The organism is Streptomyces sp. NPDC028722, from assembly GCF_040637655.1.
In the GTDB taxonomy this organism is placed as follows: domain Bacteria; phylum Actinomycetota; class Actinomycetes; order Streptomycetales; family Streptomycetaceae; genus Streptomyces.
This window is the reverse complement of record NZ_JBEZWU010000034.1, coordinates 1-15,803: the sequence shown is the minus strand read 5'-3', so window position 1 is coordinate 15,803 and position 15,803 is coordinate 1. Positions and strand designations below refer to the sequence as shown.

The 15,803-nt window shown below is 72.0% G+C and carries 11 protein-coding genes and 2 pseudogenes; 9 read left to right on the top strand and 4 right to left on the bottom strand.

The window, feature by feature from the left end; translation table 11 throughout:
- The first annotated feature begins 23 nt into the window (after positions 1–23).
- The 7 genes and pseudogenes from AB0F03_RS33345 to AB0F03_RS33315 all read left to right on the top strand — a co-directional run bounded on the left by AB0F03_RS33345 (position 24) and on the right by AB0F03_RS33315 (position 9,699).
- On the top strand, positions 24–3,212 hold the full coding sequence (locus AB0F03_RS33345; protein ID WP_361999016.1) for an alpha-L-rhamnosidase: 3,189 nt from the start codon (positions 24–26) through the stop codon (positions 3,210–3,212).
- A gap of 27 nt (positions 3,213–3,239) precedes the next feature.
- Positions 3,240–4,430: an L-rhamnose isomerase gene (gene rhaI, locus AB0F03_RS33340; protein ID WP_361999014.1), complete on the top strand. Its 1,191-nt coding sequence runs from the start codon at positions 3,240–3,242 to the stop codon at positions 4,428–4,430.
- A complete protein-coding gene (locus AB0F03_RS33335) occupies positions 4,427–6,463 on the top strand; it encodes a bifunctional aldolase/short-chain dehydrogenase (protein WP_361999011.1) in 2,037 nt (678 codons plus the stop codon). The genes rhaI and AB0F03_RS33335 overlap by 4 nt, the downstream gene beginning before the upstream one ends.
- Positions 6,464–6,516: 53 nt before the next feature.
- Positions 6,517–7,920 carry a rhamnulokinase family protein gene (locus tag AB0F03_RS33330; protein ID WP_361999103.1) on the top strand — a complete coding sequence of 468 codons (1,404 nt, stop codon included), beginning with the start codon at positions 6,517–6,519 and terminating at the stop codon, positions 7,918–7,920.
- A 229-nt stretch (positions 7,921–8,149) separates the two neighbouring features.
- Positions 8,150–8,254 (top strand): annotated as a pseudogene (locus AB0F03_RS33325) (arginine repressor); the annotation flags it as partial.
- Positions 8,255–8,351: 97 nt separating this feature from the next.
- Positions 8,352–8,939 carry an RNA polymerase sigma factor gene (locus AB0F03_RS33320; RefSeq protein ID WP_356945959.1) on the top strand — a complete coding sequence of 196 codons (588 nt, stop codon included), beginning with the start codon at positions 8,352–8,354 and terminating at the stop codon, positions 8,937–8,939.
- On the top strand, positions 8,929–9,699 hold the full coding sequence (locus AB0F03_RS33315) for a zf-HC2 domain-containing protein (RefSeq protein ID WP_361999007.1): 771 nt from the start codon (positions 8,929–8,931) through the stop codon (positions 9,697–9,699). The genes AB0F03_RS33320 and AB0F03_RS33315 overlap by 11 nt, the downstream gene beginning before the upstream one ends.
- 24 nt (positions 9,700–9,723) lie before the next feature.
- Here the strand turns inward: AB0F03_RS33315 and AB0F03_RS33310 are convergent, their stop codons facing one another.
- The 3 genes and pseudogenes from AB0F03_RS33310 to AB0F03_RS33300 all read right to left on the bottom strand — a co-directional run.
- Entirely contained in the window at positions 9,724–10,668 is a 945-nt protein-coding gene (locus tag AB0F03_RS33310) for a serine/threonine-protein kinase (protein WP_361999004.1), read from the bottom strand.
- On the bottom strand, positions 10,665–12,500 hold the full coding sequence (locus AB0F03_RS33305; protein WP_361999001.1) for an ABC transporter ATP-binding protein: 1,836 nt from the start codon (positions 12,498–12,500) through the stop codon (positions 10,665–10,667). The genes AB0F03_RS33310 and AB0F03_RS33305 overlap by 4 nt, the downstream gene beginning before the upstream one ends.
- 383 nt (positions 12,501–12,883) lie before the next feature.
- Positions 12,884–13,363: pseudogene (locus tag AB0F03_RS33300) on the bottom strand (FAD:protein FMN transferase); the annotation flags it as partial.
- Between the two features lie 268 nt (positions 13,364–13,631).
- Here AB0F03_RS33300 and AB0F03_RS33295 point away from each other — a divergent pair.
- A complete protein-coding gene (locus tag AB0F03_RS33295) occupies positions 13,632–13,853 on the top strand; it encodes an SsgA family sporulation/cell division regulator (RefSeq protein WP_361998998.1) in 222 nt (73 codons plus the stop codon).
- Between the two features lie 359 nt (positions 13,854–14,212).
- Positions 14,213–14,941, top strand: a complete 729-nt coding sequence (locus tag AB0F03_RS33290) for an NAD(P)H-binding protein (protein WP_361998995.1) — start codon at positions 14,213–14,215, stop codon at positions 14,939–14,941.
- Between the two features lie 342 nt (positions 14,942–15,283).
- Here the strand turns inward: AB0F03_RS33290 and AB0F03_RS33285 are convergent, their stop codons facing one another.
- Positions 15,284–15,586, bottom strand: a complete 303-nt coding sequence (locus AB0F03_RS33285) for a hypothetical protein (protein ID WP_361998993.1) — start codon at positions 15,584–15,586, stop codon at positions 15,284–15,286.
- Positions 15,587–15,803 lie beyond the last annotated feature (217 nt).

Sequence of the window (15,803 nt, the reverse complement as noted above, 5' to 3'; positions counted from 1 at the left end):
GTCGAGTCGTTACGGAGCCGAACGTGATCAGCAGAAGACGACTGTTGGGCACCACCGCCGGTACCGCCCTCGCCACCACCATGACCACCGGGGCCACCGGCGCCCAGGCCGCACCGCGCACCGACCATCGCACCATCCGTGTCTCCCGGCCCACCGTGGAGTACGTGAGCAACCCCCTGGGTCTCGACACGTCCCGGCCAAGGCTCAGTTGGCCGCTGGCGCCCGAGGGCCACGACCAGAAGCAGAGCGCCTATCAGGTCCGGGTGGCCACCCGGCCTGGCCGTCTGAGCGCGCCGGACGTGTGGGACAGCGGGAAGGTCACGTCACCGGATTCGGTCCTCGTGCCGTACGCGGGACCGGAGTTGAAGGCACGCACGCGCTACCACTGGCAGGTCCGGGTCTGGGACGACGCGGGCCGCGTCGGCGCCTGGAGCGAGCCCGCCTGGTGGGAGACGGGCCTCACCGCCGCCTCCGACTGGACGGCACGCTGGATCGCCGCCCCGGCGGCACTGGTCGGGGCGCCTTCCCTGGAGGGCGCTTCCTGGATCTGGTTCCCCGAGGGCGACCCCGCGAGCAGCGTCCCGGCCGCGACGCGCTGGTTCCGGGCCCGCGTGGAGGTCCCCGCCGGGGTGACACGGGCCCGCCTGGTCATGACGGCCGACGACGGGTTCACCGCCTACGTGAACGGCACACCTCTCGCCCACTCCGAGCCGGACGGGCCGGCGGAGAACTGGAAGCGCCCGGTCGTCGTGGAGAGCCGGCTGGAGCCCGGAGTCGCGGTGATCGCCGTCGCCGCGACCAACGCGAGCGAGGGACCGGCCGGCCTCCTCGGCCTCGTCGAGCTGACCACCCCGTCCGGTGTGCGCACCGTCGTGACCGACGCGTCCTGGAAGACCGTGGACAAGGAGCCTGCGGGCGACTGGCGTTCGGCCGGGTACGACGACGGCGCGTGGGCACCGGCCAAGGTCGTCACCCCCTGGGGCCAGGGCCCTTGGGGCAAGGTGACGGCCGCCTGGTCCCCCGCCGCCCAGTTGCGCCGCGAGTTCCGCGTCCCGGCCGGGAAGACCGTCGCGCGGGCGCGCCTGTACTCCTCGGCCCTCGGCCTCTACGACGCCCACCTCAACGGCGCCCGGGTGGGCGAGGACCGGCTCGCGCCCGGCTGGACCGACTACCGCGAGCGGGTCCAGTACCAGACGTACGACGTGACGGACCGGCTCACCTCCGGCGCCAACGCCCTCGCCGTGACTCTCGCGGCGGGCTGGTACGCGGGCAACGTCGCCTGGTTCGGTCCCCATCAGTACGGTGACCGGCCCGCCTTCATCGGCCAGTTGGAGGTGACCTACACCGACGGCTCGACGGACCGGGTGCTGTCCGGCCCCGGCTGGCGTGCGGCCACCGGGCCGGTGACCAGCGCGGATCTGATGTCGGGCGAGGACTATGACGCCCGCCTGGAGACGCCGGGCTGGACGCGGGCCGGTTTCGACGGCGCCGGGTGGGCGGCGGTGGACCTGGTCGAGCAGGTGACCGCCGAACTGGTCGCCCAGGTCGACGGCCCGGTCCGGGTGGAACGCGAGGTGGCCGCCAAGAAGGTGGCCGAGCCGAAGCCCGGTGTGTTCGTGTTCGACCTGGGCCAGAACATGGTGGGCGCGGTCCGCCTGCGAGTCCGGGGCTCGGCGGGCACCTCGGTGCGGCTGCGGCACGCGGAGGTGCTCAACCCCGACGGCACGCTGTACACCGCGAACCTGCGCACGGCACGAGCCACGGACACCTGTGTGCTCAAGGGCGGCGGCACCGAGACCTTCGAACCGCGCTTCACCTTCCACGGCTTCCGGTACGTCGAGGTCACCGGCTTCCCCGGCAGGCCGCCGCTCGACGCGGTCACCGGCCGGGTGCTGCACACCTCGGCACCGTTCACCATGTCCTTCAAGACCGACGTGCCCATGCTCAACCAGTTGCACAGCAACATCACCTGGGGACAGCGCGGCAACTTCCTCTCCGTGCCCACCGACACCCCGGCCCGCGACGAACGGCTCGGCTGGACCGGTGACATCAACGTCTTCGCGCCGACGGCCGCCTACACCATGGAGTCGGCGCGGTTCCTCGCCAAGTGGCTGGACGACCTGCGGGACGGCCAAGCGGCGGACGGCGCCTTCCCGAACGTGGCGCCGTCCATGGACGTCGGCGTCGGCGCGGCGGGCTGGGGCGACGCCGGCGTGACCGTGCCGTGGGCGCTGTACCGGATGTACGGGGACGTACGGGTCCTGGAGCGGGCCTGGGCGTCGATGGTGAGGTGGCTGGACTATCTGAAAGCGCACAGCACCGGCTGTCTGCGGCCCGACGAGGGCTACGGGGACTGGCTGAACCTCCAGGACGAGACACCGAAGGACGTCATCGGCACCGCGTACTTCGCGCACAGCGCCGGGCTGGTCGCGGGGGCGGCCGAGGCGCTGGGCAAGGACCCCGAGCCCTACCGGAGGCTCCTCGGAGACGTCCGGGACGCCTTCCGGGCCGCGTACGTCACCGGGGGCGGCCGGGTGAAGGGGGACACGCAGACGGCGTACGTCCTGGCGCTGTCCATGGACCTGCTCGCCGAGGCCGACCGCGCCCCCGCCGCGGCCCGCCTGGTCGAGCTCATCGAGGCGCGGGACTGGCACCTGTCCACGGGCTTCCTCGGCACCCCGAGGCTGCTGCCCGTGCTCACCGACACCGGGCACACGGATGTCGCCCACCGGCTGCTGGCCCAGCGCTCGTACCCGGGCTGGGGCTACCAGATCGACCGGGGTGCCACCACGATGTGGGAGCGCTGGGACTCCATCCGGCCGGACGGCACCTTCCAGGACGCCGGGATGAACTCCTTCAACCACTACGCGTACGGCTCGGTCGGCGAGTGGATGTACGCCCACATCGCCGGGATCGCCCCCGCCGCGCCCGGCTTCCGGAAGATCCTGATCCGGCCCCGGCCGGGCGGCGGTGTGACCGAGGCCCACGGCCGTTTCGACTCGGTGTACGGCCCGGTCTCCACGGACTGGACGACGGGCGCCGAGGGCTTCCGCCTCACCGTGTCCGTACCGCCCAACACCACCGCCGAGGTGTGGATACCCGAGACCCGCGACAAGGGGCAGGTCGTCGGCGGCACCGCCGCGTTCCTCCGCCGCGAGGACAACTGCGCCGTCTTCGCCGTGGGTTCGGGCACCCACCGCTTCGCCGGCTGACCACCATCCTCCAGAAGGGCTGACGCGATGACCACCAAGGAAGCCGCCGGGGGCGAACCTCCCTCCCGGGACGCCGTGAAGGCGGCGCTGAGCACCCAGGCAGTCGAGACCCCGTCCTGGGCGTACGGCAACTCCGGCACGCGCTTCAAGGTCTTCGCGCAGCCCGGCGTACCCCGCACCCCCTTCGAGAAGCTGGACGACGCCGCCCGCGTGCACGCGCACACGGGAGTGGCGCCGGCCGTCGCCCTGCACATCCCGTGGGACCGCGTGGACGACTACGGCGCACTGGCCGCCCACGCATCGAAGCTCGGCGTGCGGATCGGCGCGATCAACGCGAACGTGTTCCAGGACGACGACTACAAACTGGGCTCGGTCACCAACCCGGACCCGGCGGTGCGCCGCAAGGCGGTCCGGCATCTGCTCGACTGCGTGGAGATCATGGAGGCGACCGGGTCGCGGGACCTGAAGCTCTGGTTCTCCGACGGCACCAACTACCCCGGCCAGGACGATCTGCGCACCCGGCAGGACCGGCTCGCCGAGGCCCTCCGTACGGTCTACGAGCGGCTGGGCGACGGCCACCGGATGCTGCTGGAGTACAAGCTCTTCGAGCCCGCCTTCTACGCCACCGACGTGCCGGACTGGGGCACGGCCTACGCCCACTGTCTCAAACTCGGCCCGAAGGCACGGGTCGTGGTGGACACCGGGCACCACGCGCCCGGCACCAACATCGAGTTCATCGTCGCCACGCTGCTGCGGGAGGAACGGCTCGGCGGCTTCGACTTCAACTCCCGCTTCTACGCGGACGACGACCTGATGGCGGGCGCCGCCGACCCCTTCCAGTTGTTCCGCATCATGTACGAGGTGGTGCGCGGCGGCGGCCTGAGCGCGGACGTGGCCTTCATGCTCGACCAGTGCCACAACATCGAGCCGAAGATCCCCGCGATCATCCGCTCGGTGATGAACGTCCAGGAGGCCACCGCCAAGGCCCTCCTCGTCGACACCGGGGCCCTCGCCGACGCCCAGCGCGCCGGTGACGTGCTCGCGGCCAACGGCGTCCTGATGGACGCGTTCGACACGGACGTACGGCCGCTGCTGGCCGAGATGCGCGAGGAGGCGGGCCTGGACCCCGATCCGATGGCCGCGTACCGGCGCTCGGGCTGGCCGGAGCGGATCGTGAAGGAACGGGTCGGCGGCGAGCAGGCGGGGTGGGGCGCATGACGCGGCAGTCCCCCGTCGTGGGCGAACTCCTGGAGCGGGCGCACCGTCTGGGAGCCGACCCGCGCAACACCAACTACGCGGGCGGCAACGCCTCCGTGAAGGGCACGGCCGTCGACCCGGTGACCGGCGACGACGTCGGCCTGCTGTGGGTCAAGGGCTCGGGCGGCGACCTCGGCACCCTCACGGCCGACGGCCTCGCCGTGCTGCGTCTGGACCGGTTGCGGGCCCTCGCCGACGTGTATCCGAGGGTGGCGGGTGAGGACGGGACGGTCGCGGCCTTCGACCACTGCCTGCACGGCAGGGGCGGTGCGGCGCCGTCCATCGACACCGCGATGCACGCGCTGGTGGACGCCCCCCATGTGGACCATCTGCATCCGGATTCCGGCATCGCGCTCGCCTGCGCGGCGGACGGCGAGAAGCTGACCGCCGAGTGCTTCGGCGAGCAGGTGGTGTGGGTGCCGTGGCGGCGACCCGGTTTCCGACTGGGGCTCGACGTCGCCCGGGTCAAGGAGGCCAACCCGCGGGCGATCGGGGTGATCCTGGGCGGGCACGGCATCACCGCCTGGGGTGACACCTCCGCCGAGTGCGAGCGCAACAGCCTGCACATCATCCGCACCGCCGAAGCCTTCCTGGCCGCGCGCGGAAAGGCGGAGCCCTTCGGACGCCTCCTGGCGGAGTACGCCGCGCTGGAAGAGGGTGCGCGCCGGGAGCGGGCGGCCGCGCTGGCCCCCGCCGTCCGCGCGCTCGCCTCCCAGGACCGGCCGCAGGTGGGCCACTTCGACGACTCCCCCGAGATCCTGGAGTTCCTGTCCCGCGCCGGACACCCGAGGCTCGCCGCGCTCGGCACCTCCTGCCCGGACCACTTCCTGCGCACGAAGGTGCGGCCCCTCGTCCTCGACCTGCCGCCGGCCGCCCCGCTCGACGAGGTACGGGCACGCCTGCGGGAACTGCATGCCGCGTACCGCGAGGAGTACGCGGCCTACTACGCGCGCCATGCGGGCCCCGGCTCCCCCACGATGCGCGGCGCGGACCCGGCGATCGTGCTGATTCCGGGGGTCGGCATGTTCTCCTTCGGCCGGGACAAGCAGACCGCACGGGTAGCGGGCGAGTTCTACCGCAACGCCGTGACGGTGATGCGCGGGGCCGAGTCCGTCTCGTCGTACGCGCCCATCGAGGAGCGGGAGAAGTTCCGGATCGAGTACTGGGAACTGGAGGAGGCCAAGCTGCGGCGGATGCCGAAACCGCGCCCGCTGGCCACCCGGATCGCGCTCGTGACGGGCGCGGGCTCCGGCATCGGCCGGGCGATCGCGCACCGGCTGGCCGCCGAGGGCGCCTGCGTCGTGGTGGCGGACGTCAAGGGCGCTGAGGCGGTGGCCGAGGAACTAGGCGGCCCCGACCGGGCGGTGCCGGTCTCGGTGGACGTGAGGAGCGAGGAGCAGATCGCCGGCGCCTTCCGCGCCGCGGTGCTGGCCTTCGGCGGGGTGGACCTGGTCGTCAACTGCGCCGGGATCTCCTTGTCCAGGCCGCTGCTGGAGACGACGGCGCGGGACTGGGACCTCCAGCACGCCATCATGGCCCGCGGGTCCTTCCTGGTGTCCCGCGAGGCGGCACGGGTGATGACCGAGCAGGGCCTGGGCGGTGACATCGTCTACGTCGCGTCCAAGAACGCGGTGTTCGCGGGCCCGGACAACATCGCCTACTCCGCCGCCAAGGCCGACCAGGCCCATCAGGTGCGGCTGCTGGCGGCGGAGCTGGGTGAACACGGCATCCGGGTGAACGGGGTCAACCCGGACGGCGTGGTGCGCGGTTCCGGGATTTTCGCCGGCGGCTGGGGTGCGCAGCGGGCGGCGACGTACGGCATCGCGGAGGAGGAGCTGGGCGCGTTCTACGCCCGGCGCACCCTGCTGGGGCGCGAGGTGCTGCCCGAGCATGTGGCCAACGCGGTGTTCGCCCTGACGGGCGGGGACCTGACGCACACCACGGGTACGCACATCCCGGTCGACGCGGGTGTGGCGGCCGCGTTCCTGCGGTGAACGCCCCGAACGCGTACGCCGCCGTCGACCTCGGTGCCTCCAGCGGCCGTGTCATGGTCGGCCGGGTCGGACCGGGCACGCTCCGGCTCACGGAAACCCACCGCTTCCCCAACCGCCCGGTACGGCTGCCCGACGGGCTGCACTGGGACGTGCTCGGCCTGTACGCCGGTGTCCTCGACGGCCTGCGCGCGGCGGGACGCGAGGCCCGGCTGACCTCGGTCGGTATCGACTCCTGGGCCGTCGACCACGGCCTGCTGGACGCCGACGGTGCCCTGCTCGGCAACCCGGTGCACTACCGGGACACCCGTACCGAGGACGTCGCCGGGCAGGTGTGGGCGAAGGTCCCGGCGCCGGAGCTCTATGCGCGCACGGGGCTCCAGTACGCCCCGTTCAACACGCTCTACCAGCTGGTCGCTGCCCGGAACAGCGCCCGATTCCAGGCCGCGAGGCAGGTGTTGCTCATCCCGGACCTGCTGACGTACTGGCTGACGGGCGAGCGGGTCACCGAGTTGACCAACGCCTCGACCACCCAGTTGATCGACCCGGGCATCCGTACCTGGTCGCAGGAAGTGGCGGACCGGCTCGGCATCGACCTGACGCTCTTTCCCCCGCTGCGCCTGCCGGGCGCCCCCGCCGGGCGGCTGCTGCCCGCCGTGCTGGAGGAGACGGGGCTGACCGGCCCGCTGCCCGTGACCACGGTCGCCTCCCACGACACGGCGTCCGCCGTCGCCGCGGTCCCGGCCGCCGCCGGGGAACGGTTCGCGTACGTCTGCACCGGCACCTGGTCCCTGGCAGGGCTGGAACTCGACGCCCCCGTGCTCACCGAGGCAAGCAGGCTGGCCAACTTCACCAATGAACTGGGTCTCGACTCCACCGTGCGCTATCTGCGCAACATCATGGGCCTGTGGCTCCTCCAGGAGTGCCTGCGCTCCTGGGGCGGACCGGACCTCGGCCCGCTCCTCGACGCGGCGGCGGCGTGCGCACCGCTCCGGTCGGTCGTGGACGCGGGTGACCCGGGGTTCCTGGCACCCGGCCGGATGCCGGAGCGCATCGCCGCTGCCTGCCTCGCCACCGGACAGCCCGCGCCCGGCGACCACGCGAGCACGGTCCGCTGCGTCCTGGACTCCCTAGCCCTGGCCCACCACCGGGCGATCGCGGACGCCCAGCGCCTGTCGGGACACTCGGTGGACGTGGTGCGCGTCGTCGGCGGCGGCGCGCGCAACTCCCTGCTGTGCCAGCTCACCGCCGACGCCTGCGGACTGCCGGTCGTGGCGGGCCCCACCGAGGCGGCGGCCCTGGGCAACGTACTGGTCCAGGCCCGCGCACACGGCGACACCGGCGGCTCCCTGGCCGACCTGCGCGCCCTCGTGGCCCGCACCCAGCCGCTGAGACGGTACGAGCCGCGGGGCACGACGAGTGCGTGGCGGTCGGCTGGAAAGCGGCTGGGTACGGGCTGAGGTCGGACTCCGCTCGCGGTCACGGCCGGGGAGCAGACCAAGCAATCCCACACAGCTACTGAACCGCAGGCCAAGCGCCCGACCAACCAAACCGAACACGCTGCCTAGCCACGCCCATCACGCCCGAACGCAGCCGCTTCAGCCGTCCCGAGTCCCCCTTCAAAGCCGAAACACCAGACCAAGCAGTCCAGCGCCCCGAAGATCACTGCTCCGTCACAGTGGTCCTGCGGGCACCATCGCGGGTGACGGCACCCTGATGCTGATCAGCCGGAACCCGGACGGCGGGCAGGCGCCGGCGGACCAGCTGCTGCGGCTGACGCAGAACGGGCACTGACCCGCGTGCGGGCCCGGAGCATGCGGCGGACAATGAGAAGGTGATCTTCCGCAGCCGGCGAGCAATCTCCGGGCGGCGGCCGGCCGTATACAGAGGTGTGTCGGGCTTCCGGTTCCCCGTGGGCCGCCTCCCGGACGAGGCTCTTTTGTCCGGGCTGGCCACCGGCGACCCGGAACTCGCCGTCGCCTTCGTACGGAGGTTCCAGCACAGGGTTTTCGGCGTCGCCATGACGGTCATCGGCGACCGGCAGATCGCCGAGGACATCGCACAGCAGACATTCGAACGCGCATGGCGTCATGCGCAGATCTACGACTCGCGCCGCGGCTCGGTCACGACCTGGCTGACGACCATCGCGCACAACCTCGCCGTCGACGCCGTCCGCGCGCGGCGGACGGAGCCGGTGGCACCCGAAGATCTCGACGCGCTGGTCGGCGCCGTCACCGAGACCCCAGAGCGGTGGGCGCTGGCCGACGAGGCCTCGTCCCAGTTGCGGGCCGCCGTGGCACGGCTGCCACGGGGGCAGGCCCGTGCCCTGGTGATGGCGGGCATCTACGGAATGACGGCCCAGCAGATCGCCGACCTGGAGCAGATCCCGCTGGGCACCGCCAAGACACGGATCCGGGCAGCGATGGCAAAGCTGCGGACCACACTCGGGTCTCCGAACCGAGGCGACCATGCCCAGTGACGCGAATTGCGAGAAGCTGCGGGAACACGGCGCAGAGCTGGCCCTGGGCGTGCTCTCCGGCCGCGAGCGGGCCGAGGCGTTCGCCCATCTGGACCGGTGCGCGGACTGCCGGGAGTACGTCGAGCACCTGACATTGGTCGGCGACGGGCTGATCGGGCTGCTGCCCGACCGCGAGCCGCCCCTGGGCTTCGAGACCCGGGTGGGGCGCGCGCTGATCCGGGACGCCGCGGCACAGGAGCCGCGCCATCCCGCGCGCGCATCCGGCCACCTGCCCACCGGCCGGCGCGGCCGCGGCCACCGGGCCCGGCTGCGGCTCGCATCGATCGGGGCCGCTGCGGCGGTCGCCTGCGGGCTCGCCGGCTGGGGGATCAGCACCGCCGTGCAGGAGGTCACCGCATCACCCCCCGCCTCCGTGAGCGAGCCGATGCTGGTCGGAGACCTGACCTCGGCCGCGGACCGCGGGCGGCCCGTGGGCGAGGTGTACGCCCATCCCGGTACCTCCGGCTGGCTCTTCGTGTCCGTCGATCTCGACGGCCGGGGCGCCCGGTACAGCGGCAGGGTCATCTGTCTCCTGGAGCACGCGGACGGCACGACCGTCCGGGTCGGTGACTTCCCCGTGCGGGACGGTCGCGGCGACTGGGGTGCGTCGGCCGCCGTCGACACCGCGGCGGTCTCCGGTGCCCGCCTGACCTCCTCCGACGGCACCGTCATCGCTACGTCCCGGCTACAGGTCGGCCACGTCGAGACGCCGGTGGACTGAGGCCCGGCGCCGTACGCCACGGCCTCAGCAGGGCGGCGCGGGCAGTGCCGACCGCAGAGCGGCGGCCAGTTCGTCGACGGCGGGCCGGGACGAAGGATCGGCCCGCAGGCAGGCGTCGACGGCGCCGGCGACAGCGGACGGCAGGCGCCGCCGGGAGCCGATCGGCGGGGCGCTCCGCTCCAGCTGCGGATACCACTCGCCGGTGCTGCCGGTGCTCTCGCAGGCCCCGTCACCCCGCTCACGCCGCTCGTGCCCGGTACCCGGCCCGTCGCCGTTCTCGCCGTTCTCGGCGCTCGCGGCCCTCGCGTGGTCGTCGTCGCGGGCGAACGGCACGTCACCGCACGCGACTTCGAACAAGGTGATGCCGATGCCCCACACGTCGGCCGCGGCCGTCAGCGGCCCTCCCCTGGCCTGCTCCGGAGCGAGGTAGCCCCGCGTGCCCACCCCGGCGGGCGCGGGCCCGGGGGGCCGCGCGACACTCAGGTCCAGCACCTTCGCGTGACCGCAGTCCACCACCACGTTGGACGGCTTGACGTCCAGGTGCAGCAGGCCCCGGCCGTGCAGGTAGTGGATCGCGGAGCACAGCTGCACCCCGAGCAGCGCCACGTCGGCGGCACCCGGCCGGCGCCGCAACCGGTGCACGAGGTGGGACAGGGTCTCACCGGTCAGCGTCTCCAGCACGACGAGCGGTTCGGGCGACTCGAAGGTCTCGTAGGCCCGGGTCAGATGCGGATGGGTGAACTCCCGCAACCACCCGCCCTCCCGCAGCAGCCGCTCGCGCAGCCGCTTCTCGTCCCGGCGGTCGGGCCGCACGGTCTTGATCACGCACCGGCAGGCCCGTTCCTCGCTCCAGGCGTCGTAGACGTCCAGCCAGCCCGTGCGCGTCAGATGCGCCAGCACCTCGTAGCCCGGAGCCGGTTTCGCGCCCGGCGCGAGGGCGGCGGGCCGCCGCGGGGCGCAGGCGCTCACGACGGCACCGGCCGCATGGCCGCGGACCCGCTCGCGGCGTTCAGCCGGTGGAGCCGGGCGTACGACCCGCCCCGCCGCAGCAGGTCGTCGTGGGTGCCGTACTCGACGACCCGGCCGCGGTCGAGCACCGCGATGTTCGTGGCGTCGCGGACGGTCAGCAGGTTGTGGGAGATCACGATGGTCGTCCGCCCGGCCATGAGCCGCCGCAGCGGGTCCATGATCCGCCGCCCCGACCGGACGTCCAGCCCGCTGGTCGGTTCGTCCAGGAGGAGCACCGGCGCATCCCTGATCATCGCGCGGGCGATGGCCAGGCGCTGGCACTGTCCGCCGGAGAGCGTCCGGCCCCGCTGGCCGACCATCGTGTCGTAGCCCTGGGGCAGATGTTCGATGAAGTCGTGGGCGTCCGCCGCGCGCGCCGCCGCGACGATCTGCGCCTCCGTCGCCTCCGGCCGGCCGTAGGCGATGTTGTCCCGTACGGTGCCCTGGAAGACGAGCGTCTCCTGCAGGACCACCGCGACGTTCTCCCGCACGTCGGACAGACGCAGATCACGCAGGTCGGTCCCGTCGAGGCGGACCGCTCCCCGGTCGGGGTCGTAGAAGCGCAACTGCAGCTTGGCCACCGTGGACTTGCCCGCGCCGCTCGCCCCGACCAGCGCCAGCGTCTGCCCGGCCGCGACCTGCAAGGACACGTCGGACAGGGCCCAGGACGAGGTGCCGGGATAGCGGAAGCCGACGCCGTCGAACTCCACGTCGCCCCGCGCGCGGCCGATCGGCCGGGCGCCCGCGGCCTCGACGACCTGCGGCCGCTGGTCCAGCAGTTCGATGATCCGTTCGGCGGAGGCGGAGGCGGCGTAGAAGGTGGTGCCGAGGCGCGAGAGGTTGCGGACCGGGCTGTAGAGCCTGCCGATCAGCGCGAGGAAGACCAGCAGCCCGCCCAGTGTGAGCTGCCCCTGGGCGAGCTTCCAGGTGCCCAGGCCCATGACCGCCAGGCCGCCCGACACCTCGATCATCTCCACGACGGGTCGGTATACGGCGTGGATCCGCGCCGAGGCCATCACCGCGTGGAACCGGCCGAGGTTCTCCGCACCGAACCGGCGCTGCTCCCATTCCTGCCGGTTGTACGCCTGCACCAGGGCCACGTTGCCCAGCGTCTCCTCGGCGATCGCGCTGATCGAACCGCTGCGCCGCCTGCGTTCCCGGGACGCCTTCTTGATCAGCCGCGAGAAGTGCCGGGCCGCACCCCAGAACATCGGCACGATGGCGAGGGCCAGGAGGGTCAGGTCCCACTGGAGGTAGAACAGCAGGCCGAGGAAGACGCCCAGCTGGATCACGTAGTAGAGGGCGTCCGCCACGCCCGAGAGCAGGAACGTCTCGACCGAGTCGACGTCGCCCGTCACCCGGGAGAGCACGTCCCCGAGCCGCCGGCGTTCGAAGAATCCGAGCGACAGCCCCTGGACGTGTCCGAAGACGGCGGAGCGCAGGGTGAGCAGGAAGCGTTCGCTGACCCAGGTGGACGTCACGTCGTCGGCGAAGCCGAGAACGCCGGAGCCGACGACGAGGCCCAGGTAGGTCGGAGCGAGCCACAGCAGTGGCCCGAGGTCACGTGGGACGAGCACGTCGTCCACGACGATCTTGAAAAGCCATATCTCCCCGGCGTCGATGGCGGGGCCGATCAGGCTGAAGAGGACCACGGGAACGAACCAGCGGCGGCCCCCGCGGGTGTACGGCCAGAACCGCCGGAACACCTCGCGCGGCGCCACCGGCGGCGGGGCCGCGACCACGGCGTCCGACGCCTCACCCACCGTCAGCAGACGCCGAAGACCGTACGCCATGGCATGTGTTCCTCGTGGATCGACATGGATCGACATGGATCGACGGCGAAGCGGACCGGGTTCTTGGTTCCCCTGTCCGCTCAGCCTTCGAGTGGGTCAGTACCGGTTGTTGTCGTTGTGGTCGCCGTGCCCGTGACGGCCGCCGTGGTCGCCGTGGCCCTCACGGTCACCATGTCCGTGACGCCCGCCGTGGCCGCTGCGGTCGTCGTTCTCGGACGTGTCGTTCCCGTGGTTGCCGTGCCTGGCAGGCATGAGATTGCTGAAGATTGCCATGGCTTTCCTCCTGAAACTTGCACCACTTGGGATACGTCCCAGAACGGAAGTTGGATGGCTTTCCGGGACAAAAGCGAAAAAAAGTGTGCGAAGTCGGGGCTGTCGTCCCGGCCGAGCCGCCCCGCCGGCCTCCCGGTGCCACGCACCTCGTCGCCCGCCGTGATCAGCAGCGCCTCGACGCCGGGCAGTGACTCCAGCCACGCTGGCCAGGCCTGCGATCCCCTCGCGAACGCCGCGGTCGCCCAGCAGTCCGCCCGGATCAGCGGCCGGGGGCCCACCACCGTCACCGGGACCAGGTCGGTCACCGTCGACCCGCCCGTACGCGGAGCCATGATGTGCGCGCCCCGCTCCGCCGTACCGGACGTGGCCACCGACAGTTCGTCCAGCCCCGCCGCCGAGATCAGCGCCGCCTGGCCCGCCGAGACGCGGGAGGTCGGACACGCCCACCCACCACGGGCCCGGTGCAGTTCCGGCGTGCCGAGCATCTGGACATCCCCGCCGCCGTTCACGCTGACCCCGCTCACGCCGTCCACCGCCGCCAGCAGCCGGGCCGCAACCTCGGCCGACCGGCCCTTGACGATCCCGGTCGGGGTCCGCTGCTCGAGGATCGGCGGGTCCCTGGCCGCCACCCAGGCGAATCGAGTGAGGGCCTGTTTCTCCCGAACCCTCCTGCGGGCACCCTCCTGTGCCGCAGGCACGCGTCGCCCCGCTGCCGCGACGCCCGCCCCGAATCGCACGGTCCGCGGATACCGTCCGGCACCCGGGCCCCGCTGTGACGCCTCCTTCTTCGATGCCTTGTTGCTGCGAACCAGCGGCCGGAGCGCAGCCGAGGCAGGGGGTGCGTAGGAGTGAATGTCGATGGAGTCTTCGAGGACCGTGGTCCAGAGGGTGACCGCGCAGCTCCTCGGCTCGCACGCCTACTCGCTGCCCCTGTGTATGCGTCTGCGGTACGAGCCCACTGATCCCTACGTCGTCCGTGCCGCCTTTTTCCCCCACAGCGACCAGCCGGTCGAATGGGTCCTGGGTCGTGATCTTGTGGCGGGCCTTCTGGACTGTCCGGCGGGGCTGACGGTGCAGTGATCGTGGCCGACCCGGCTACGGCCGCAGTGTCCCTTTCAGGCCCGCGGATCGCACGGCCAGCAGAGGCGGGGAACGGTGCGTAGCGCCGAGCCGCCTTCGGTGAGCAGCGCTACGGCACACTCGGTATCGCTCGCGCGGACATAGAGGCGCGCCAGCGGGCCGCTTCGGCGAACTGGGACTGTTTCGGCGCGCCCGCCGCCCCGTTCTGCTGCATCTACCGCGACATGGGCGGGCCAATGTCCGACGTCGGTGAGTATCAGAAGACCCGCCCTCCTCAGTCGACTGAGGTGCATGTTGCCGCACCCCCACGGTGCCTATATGTCATATTTTGCCCACATGGTTTCGAGGAAGGGCTCCCTATGAAGATCGCAGTCATCGGCGGTACCGGGCTGATCGGATCGCAGGTCGTCACTGATCTGAACGCCGCCGGGCACGAGGCGGTACCCCACTCGAAGTCCACCGGGGTCGACGTCATCAGCGGCCAGGGACTGGACGAGGCGGTGGCGGGAGCCGACGTCGTCGTCAACCTGACGAACTCCCCGACTTTCGACGAAGCCTCCCCGGCCTTCTTCCAGACCTCGATGGACAAGCTCCTGGCCGCGGCCCACAAGGGCGGCGTCGGTCACTTCGTCATCCTCTCGATCGTCGGGGCGGACCAGGTGCCGGAGCTGGACTACTACAAGGCCAAGGTCCTCCAGGAGCAGATCCTCGCGGCCGGGCCGGTCCCCTACTCGATCGTCCGGGCGACACAGTTCATGGAGTTCATGGACGCCGTCATGTCCTGGACCGCCGACGGCGACACCGTCCGGCTGCCCGCCACGCCGATCCAGCCGATCGCCGCCAAGGACGTGGCCGACGCGGTGGCCCAGGTCGCCGCAGGCGCCCCGCTGAACAGCATGCGCAACATCGCCGGCCCAGAGATCTTCCCCCTGGACGAGCTGGGCCGCATCACCCTGTCCCACCAGGGCGACAACCGCACGGTCGTCACCGACCCCACCGCCGGCATGTTCGCCGCCGTCAAGGGCGACGTCCTCACCGACGAGCACGCCCACCTCGCCCCCACCCGCTACACCGACTGGCTCTCCTGACCCGCTCGCCCTCTGAGGTGCGCAGACCGCGAACAGCCACCCCGGCGCCCGCCTCGCGGGCCGCCGGGCTCGACGCCTTCCGCATCGGCGGCGCGGCGCGGCTCTCGGGTGGGACCTGCCGGTCGACGTCGCATCATTCGACGGCAGGCGCACAGCGTCGGACACGCCGGTACCGGCGGGCGGACCGGGCTTTCCGTTTTCTGTCCACGAGTGTCACCAGTTGCGGGGACTGGCCATGCCCGGGCTGAGTTGGGCTGCGGGGGCGGAGGCAGAGGAAGCGGCGTCGTGATGACCGGTGACTGCCGGCAGGTCCGTTGCTGTAGTCAAAGCCCGTTGTCGCGGTCAGGCCGGCGGGCGAGTGTCGGGGGGCGTATCGAGCCGGGTGCGTTCGCGGCGGTGGGTCCAGTAGGTCTGCCACCAGGTCAACCGGTCGGCGGAGTCCTGCGGGATCGTGCCGGTGATTGCCGACTGCACGAGTGTGACGAGGAGGCCGGCCAAGGCCACGGTGAGCACCACGCCCCACGGGGCGTGGGCGAGGGCGGCGGCAAGGCTTGCGGCGCTGCCGACGCCTGCACCGGCCAGGGCGGTGGTGGGGCTGGGACGGGATCGGCGGTTGGCCTGCGCAATAGGTGTGTGGCGCGCCATCGTGGGCTCCTGGGTCCGCAGTTGGGCGATCTGCGCTCCACCGTCGCGGAACCAGGATTGCTTCAGAACATGACCCGATATTGCTTCAGGGGGGAATGCACATGGCCCGTCCCGGGCGGCCTCTAGGTTCTGTCCGGCGGATCACTGACGGAGCCAGAGCCGGATCGCTGCGGCGGTGACGGTGCCGTGGAAGACGTAGGCCCGCTTGTCGTAACGA